This window comes from Nocardia lijiangensis NBRC 108240, assembly GCF_001613045.1.
Lineage (GTDB): Bacteria > Actinomycetota > Actinomycetes > Mycobacteriales > Mycobacteriaceae > Nocardia > Nocardia lijiangensis.
The window spans coordinates 107401-113677 of sequence record NZ_BDBP01000021.1; the positions used below are offsets into that span (position 1 = coordinate 107401).

Annotated in this window: 7 protein-coding genes; 4 read left to right on the plus strand and 3 right to left on the minus strand. The window is 70.3% G+C overall.

The features are described 5' to 3' along the window. The first annotated feature begins 11 nt into the window (after positions 1–11). Positions 12–1169, plus strand: coding sequence for a PPE domain-containing protein (locus NL1_RS08910; RefSeq protein WP_067836294.1), 1158 nt, complete (start codon positions 12–14; stop codon positions 1167–1169). Then, positions 1166–1999 carry an ESX secretion-associated protein EspG gene (locus tag NL1_RS08915; RefSeq protein WP_169813578.1) on the plus strand — a complete coding sequence of 278 codons (834 nt, stop codon included), beginning with the start codon at positions 1166–1168 and terminating at the stop codon, positions 1997–1999. The genes NL1_RS08910 and NL1_RS08915 overlap by 4 nt, the downstream gene beginning before the upstream one ends. A 135-nt stretch (positions 2000–2134) precedes the next feature. Here NL1_RS08915 and NL1_RS08920 read toward each other — a convergent pair whose 3' ends face one another. From NL1_RS08920 to NL1_RS08930, 3 genes are all read right to left on the minus strand, one after another. Further along, complete coding sequence (locus NL1_RS08920; protein WP_067836355.1) at positions 2135–2800, minus strand: histidine phosphatase family protein; 666 nt, start codon at positions 2798–2800, stop codon at positions 2135–2137. Positions 2801–2805: 5 nt separating this feature from the next. Further along, positions 2806–3720 carry a prephenate dehydratase gene (pheA, locus tag NL1_RS08925; RefSeq protein WP_067836297.1) on the minus strand — a complete coding sequence of 305 codons (915 nt, stop codon included), beginning with the start codon at positions 3718–3720 and terminating at the stop codon, positions 2806–2808. A 280-nt stretch (positions 3721–4000) separates the two neighbouring features. Next, the gene (locus NL1_RS08930; protein WP_067836357.1) at positions 4001–4426 is read right to left on the minus strand and encodes a hypothetical protein; all 426 of its coding nucleotides are present in this window, start codon (positions 4424–4426) and stop codon (positions 4001–4003) included. A gap of 123 nt (positions 4427–4549) precedes the next feature. On the opposite strand from NL1_RS08930, the gene NL1_RS08935 reads away from it, so the two are divergent. Together NL1_RS08935 and NL1_RS08940 are read left to right on the plus strand one after the other, a co-directional pair. Then, positions 4550–5311, plus strand: coding sequence for a DUF2470 domain-containing protein (locus NL1_RS08935; RefSeq protein ID WP_067836300.1), 762 nt, complete (start codon positions 4550–4552; stop codon positions 5309–5311). A 28-nt stretch (positions 5312–5339) separates the two neighbouring features. Further along, a complete protein-coding gene (locus NL1_RS08940) occupies positions 5340–6128 on the plus strand; it encodes a CPBP family intramembrane glutamic endopeptidase (protein WP_067836302.1) in 789 nt (262 codons plus the stop codon). The last annotated feature ends 149 nt before the right edge of the window (positions 6129–6277 follow it).

Here is a 6277-nt window from a genome sequence, read left to right on the forward strand (position 1 = left end):
GAGAAACAAGCATGACCGCAGGTATCACCGGGGTGTTCTGGCTGCCCCGCATGGCCGAAACGAACTCCGCGCTGCTCCACTCGGGCGCGCACGCCATTCCGATCTCGGCCGCCGCCACCGCGTGGGGCGGGCTCACCGCGGCGTGGGTCGACGCGACCGCGACTGTCACCCGCGTGATGGCCGAGCTCGGCGTCGGCATGCAGGGTGTGAACGGCATCGCGGCCCTGTCCCGGCTGGTCGGATTCACCGGCTGGGCCGAGCAGCAGGGCGTGATGGCCGCCGCGATGGGATCGAAGGCCGCGGCGAACGCGACCGCCTACACCGTCGCCGCGCTCACGATGCCGAGCCCGCCCGAGATCGTCGCCACCGTCGGCGCCGTCATCGCCTCGGCGAACCCGCCCGGTGCGGTATCCGGCGCGCTGGAGGCCGCCGAGGTCGCCAAGCACGCGATGGACATCCGCGCCGCGCTGGTCATGGAGACCTACGAGGCCGCGACGTCCGTGACCGTGTCCACCCCGGGCGAGTTCCACAACCCGCCTTCGATCGCCAACGGCGCGGGCAGCGCGGACCCCGGCTCCGCCGAGGCCACCTTCCAGGGTGACCCGGTGCAGTCGGCCATCGCGACCGCCGTCTCGGTGGTGAACAACCCGGCCATCGCCAGCGCCGCGACCCAGGTCGCGAACGTGGCGGGCACCGTCGCCACCGGCGGTGTGAGCACCGTCGGCAATATCGGCGCCAACGCCATCGCGGCGGTCACCAGCGCGACCGCGCCGAGCGTCGCACCCGCGGCCCCGATGACGATGATGGCGGGCGGCATGGCGGGCGCCGCGGCGACCACCGGCGCCACCCGTTCGGCGACCTTCGGGCCGGGCAGCGTCAACCTGAACAATGGCTCGCTGAAGCTGCCGGAGGGCTGGGGTGCAGGTCTGCCGACCAACGCGCCCGCCGCGGCCCCGGTCGCCGAGGTCGTCGCCCGGGTCGATGCCGCGCCGGTCCGTCCGGCCGCGAGCAACCCGGCCGGAAGCCCGCTGCTCGGGAACACGCGCGGCGCCGAGGACGACGAGTCGGAGCACAAGGGCGCGGACTACCTGCGCGGCGATCACTTCACCGACGGCCGTTTCTCCGCCGATGGCGTCATCGGCGCCGACCCCGCCGGGACGGCTAAGTGACGATTCTGGGAGCGGGCCGCGGCCCGTCGATGCTCGGGGGCGTCACGTTGTCGCTCGACGAAATGCAGTTTCTCCTGGAGAAACTGCAGATCGACGAGCTTCCCGTCGTGCTGCAAGCGATGGGGCGCTACGACAACCAGACCGACCACGATGCCGCGATGGACGTGGCCGCCCAGGTACTCACCGAGCGGGACTTCCTGATCGACGGCCTCGTCCACCGGGAACTCGAGGATCGGTTGCGGACGCTCTACCGGCCGCACTGGGTACTCGCGCTGCGGTGGGTCGTCGAGGGACAGGTCAGCCGGATGTGTCTCGCGAAGGGTGACGACCTGGTGGTCGTCGCCCTCCGCGGGCCGGAGTCCTACGTCATCGACGAGGTCGAAGAGGATCTGCCGGGGCCCATCGTCGCGGCGCTCGGCCCCGCCGAGCCGCTCGAGCTGGAGAGCATGAACGCCCAGACCGAGTTGCTCGCGCCGATCTTCGGCGAAACCGGCGATGCCGCGGCAACGGCCCACCGGTTGGCGAAGGTGTGCAACCCGAACCGCGACGCGCAGGTGCTGGCCTCGGCGCTGGTCGAAATCCATTCGCACGTGCAGATTTCCGGTGTGGCGTACGGCGACGGCACCCGGGACATCTCGGACAACCACATCGCGATCTTCAACACCCGCGGCGGAAGGTTCCTGATCACCGCCAGCGTCGCCGACGACGGCACGAAGTGGTCGTCGATCAGCTCCGGCACCACGGCGCGGCTGCGCACCGCGCTGCTGGATCTGATCAATTCGCTGCCGGAGCGGGAGGATTTTCCGCAGACCGCGACCAAGCGGTCCTGATCCGACGTTCCGAGCGCTCGCAACACGTTCCACGCCTCGCACAGGTTCCGGCCTCTGCGGGGCGTTGAAATGTGTTGCGAGGGTTCGTGACCGGCCGGATGTAGTGGTACGGCCGCGGCGAAGGCGGGGTAGGACTCAGCCCATCGGGTCGTCGGCGGTGGGTGAGACTTCGTAGCCGAAGGGTGGGACGAAGCGCCCCCAGCGGATGCAGTCCCAGCCGCCGTCGGCGCGCGGGACCAGCTCGATGGTTTCGGTGTTGTCGAGGTGGTTGTTCGTGGTGAACGGCGGCGCCACGCCGCTGAGGGTGCGCGCGACCAGTCGCATCGCGGCGCCGTGGTTCACCAGCAGCACGTCGCCGCCGCCCGCTTCGGGCAGCAGCAAGGAGGTGCGCAGGGTCTCGATGACCGGGAGGAATCGCGCGAGGACGTCCTCGCCGGATTCGCCGCCGGGTACCCGCTCGGACAGGTCGCCTTCGTGCCAGGCGCGGTAGATGCGCTGGAAGGTCCGGTGCGATTCCGGGTCGTTCAGCCCTTCCAGTGCGCCGACCTGGACCTCGTGCACGTCGTCGAGGACGTCGGCCGCGATGCCGGTCGCGGCCTCGATATAACCCGCGGTCTGCCTGGCGCGCAGGGCGGCCGAGGAAAGCAGCGCGCGGGGCTGGGCGAGCAGATTCGATCCGAACGTCTTCGCTTGGGCCGCACCGCGTTCGGTCAGCGGCAGCCCTGGCACCTTGGTGTCGAGAATCTTGGCGACATTGCCTTCGGTCTCACCGTGCCGGACCAGGATCAGCTTGCCTGCGATCTCGTTCATAAGTCCGCCACCCCCTTTCGTAACTGGGTCAGCCACTCCGCGGCCGCCTCGTCGGACGGCGGCGGCGTTCCGGTCGCCGAGGTCGCGGGCCAGGAACCGAGGAAGCGGATCCGGGCCGTGCGATGCAGCGCCTTGAGCGCCTCGGCCACCGCGGTGTCATCGATATGCCCGACGCAGTCGAGATAGAACCGGTAGGTGCCCAAACCCGTTCGGGTGGGGCGGGATTCGATCCTGGTCAGGTCGATGCCGCGCGTCGCGAACTCGGCGAAGGCGCGCATCAGCGAGCCGGGCTCGTTCGCCAGCTCCAGCACGACCGAGGTGCGGTCCGCGCCGGTCGGCGACGGCGCCACGCGCGGCAGGGTGACCAACACGAAGCGGGTGATCGCCTGGTCGTGATCGGCCACCCCGGTAGCCAGCGCGGTCAGCCCGAGCCGCTCCCCCGCCAGCGCGGTGGAGACGGCGGCATCGGCGCGCCCGGCGGCGACATCCTCGGCGGCGGCCGCGTTCGAGGACGAGGTGTAGATCTCGGCATCGGGCAGGCGGCGCGCAACCCACATCCGCACCTGCGCGGCGGCCACCGGGTAGGCGGCCAGCGTGCGCACATCGGCCAACTCGGTACCCGGCCTGGCCAGAATGGTGAAGCTGACCTCCAGCTCGGTCTCCGCGACGATCTGCAACCGCGGCCCGATGGCCAGCGAATCCAGCGTCGCCGAGATCGAACCCTCCACCGAACTCTCGATCGGCACGACAGCGCCATCGACGTCACCGGACCGAATCAGATCCAGCGCCGCCCCCTGACTGGGCGCGGCGACCCGCTCGACGGGTCCGTCGAAGACCGCCGAGGATTCGAGCTTGGCGAGAGCCATCTCGGTGAAGGTTCCGGAAGGTCCGAAATACGCGATGCGCGGCACCCCTACGACATTACAAGCGCCGGGAAGCCAGCAAACTGCTTCGTACGACGCGCGTCGTACGCGAGCGGGGGCTGGGCCTCGGCGGGTGCACGTGGGGGTGGTTCAAGAAGGTGGGGTGTGCAACCGTTCGGCGTGGTGGTGGGAGTCAGACGCAACCACAGCCGGTCGACCGGGCGGGGAAGCCGAACACCGCGCACCCAACAGCGGAAGTTGGCCGGTTACCGCACGCGACGCGCCCAGCACCGACCAGATCCTCTTCAGCAGCGAACCGCCAACCGCTTCAGGGCGCAAGCACCGAGAGCGCAGCACCGACGCGCTCGGGCTCAGCCGTTTCCACAGCGTGTAGGACACCGCGAACCGCTTCCACCGCAGGCGCTTTCAACCCGGTGAGGAAGGCGATGTCCGGCCGGGTGAGCGCGGTACGGATGTCCTCGCCGCACAGCGCTGCGACGGTGGCGGCGACGATGGCGAGAGCGCGCTCGCCGCTGTCGGTGCGCGCGACGAAACCGGTGTCGGCGTGCGCGATGGCGGCGAGGAAGTCGGCGATCTGTGCGTCGGGGGCGTCGGCGTCCAGGATCGGGGCGTCGGGGACGGAGCCGGGCGGGCGGATCAGGCCGGCGACCAGGCTGCGGCGCGCGGGGGCGGACAACGTGACCAGCACCGGTTCGCTCGCGCCGTGACCTGCCGTTGGTGTCGCATCTCCCACGAGAATCACCGTAGCGGGCCCAGATTCTGGAATCAGCCGGAAGGTAGCGCTTGCAGATCAAGAGCGGCTCACTTAGCTTAGGTTTACCTAATTGACGCCGCCGCCATCACCACGGAGGTCCGCATGCTGAATCCGACCGTCGCGCCCACCACCGCCGAGCGGGTACGCAGCGCGTGCGCCCACGCGGAGCACGCGGTCCTCGCCCTGCCGGGGATCGACCCGACGCCGACCTCGGTGCATCACGTGCGGCAGTGCGGCGACGTGGTGGTCGCGGTGCCGACCGGTTCGCTGGCCGCGGTGCTGACCGCCAACTCCGGCCCGGGCGGCGCGGCGGCGGTGCTCGAACTCACCGATCACGCGCCGCTGCCGCTACGCGAACCGGTGCGCGCCCTCGTCTGGTTGCGCGGCACCGTGCGCGCCGTGCCCGCCCAGGCGCAGCGTGTGCTGGCGGGCGAGGTCGCCAAGGACAACCCGGACCCCGCGCTGCTGGACGTCGGGCATACCTCGACGCTGCTGCGGCTGGTGATCAACAGCGCCGTGATGGCCGATTCCACCGGAGCCGAGTCGGTCTGCGTCGAGGAACTGCGGCTGGCGGAGCCGGATCCGTTCTACGCGCTGGAATCGGCCTGGCTGCAGCACATGGACGCCGACCACGCCGACGTCATCGCCCAGCTCGCCCGCCACCTGCCGCCGCGCCTGCAGACCGGCACCGTGCACCCGCTGGCCATCGATCGGTATGGCGTCACCTTGCGCGTCGAGGGTCACGACGGCGACCACGACTTCCGCCTGCCCTTCAGCGCACCGGCCGACGACGTCGAATCGCTCAGCCGCGCCGTGCGCACCCTGGCAGGCTGCCCATTCCTCAACGGCCTGCGCCGAATGTGACCGCAGCGGGAACACTAGATTCGACGGCATGCGTGCTGAGTCGGATGCCCCCGGCGAATCCGAGCTGACGGATCGGGAGCGGCTCGCGATCCGGATCGAGATCGCGATCGTGCTGACCGCCACCTTCGGGCTGAGCGGGATCAGCGCCGCGCTCTCGCTGCTGGACAGCGCGTTGGCGCCGGGTGGCGTCGGCGGGCGCACGGTCGCGCTGAACGCCTCGCGCTCCGATCATTCGCTGATCGACCTGCTGTTCCAGCTACTCGGGGTGCTGCGGCTGGCCGGGTGGGCGGCACTGGGCCTGTACCTGTTGTGGCGCAGCGGAATCGGGCCACGCCTGATCGGGCTCGGGCGGTTCCGGCCCCACGCGGACGGGCTGCCGGGGCTGGCGCTTGCCGCGATCATCGGTGTGCCGGGCCTCGGGTTGTATCTGGCCGCGCACGCCATGGGTTTCAGTGTGACGATCGTGCCGAGTGCGCTCGACGAGCACTGGTGGCGGCTACCCGCCCTGATCCTGTCGGCCTGCGCGAATTCGTTCGCCGAGGAGATCCTCGTGGTCGCGTACCTGATCACGCGGCTGCGCAGGCTGGGCTGGACGGAGAATTCCGCGCTGTTCGCCTCGGCGCTGTTGCGCGGCAGCTACCACCTCTACCAGGGGCTCGGCGGCGGTCTGGGAAACCTGGTGATGGGTTTGATCTTCGGTCGCTACTGGCAGCGCACCAACCGGTTGTGGCCGCTGATACTGGCGCACGCCACCATCGATGCGGTCGCCTACATCGGCTACACGGCGCTGCGCGGACACGTTTCCTGGCTGCCGTAACGGAAATACCCCGCCGGGTGATTCTCAGAGAAACCCCGTGCCTACCCGATCAGTAGAGTCAGTGTGATGAACGGCGACGACCCCCGCAATGCGCGGACGCGCCGGGTGCCGCCGCCGCAGGGCCGACCCGGCGTGCCGCAACCACCCCC

Bases quoted from the DNA above. Each gene is read 5' to 3' on its own strand.
- NL1_RS08935 (WP_067836300.1), top strand. From the start codon at position 4,550: ATGCTGAATCCGACCGTCGCGCCCACCACCGCCGAGCGGGTACGCAGC.
- NL1_RS08910 (WP_067836294.1), top strand. From the start codon at position 12: ATGACCGCAGGTATCACCGGGGTGTTCTGGCTGCCCCGCATGGCCGAA.
- NL1_RS08940 (WP_067836302.1), top strand. From the start codon at position 5,340: ATGCGTGCTGAGTCGGATGCCCCCGGCGAATCCGAGCTGACGGATCGG.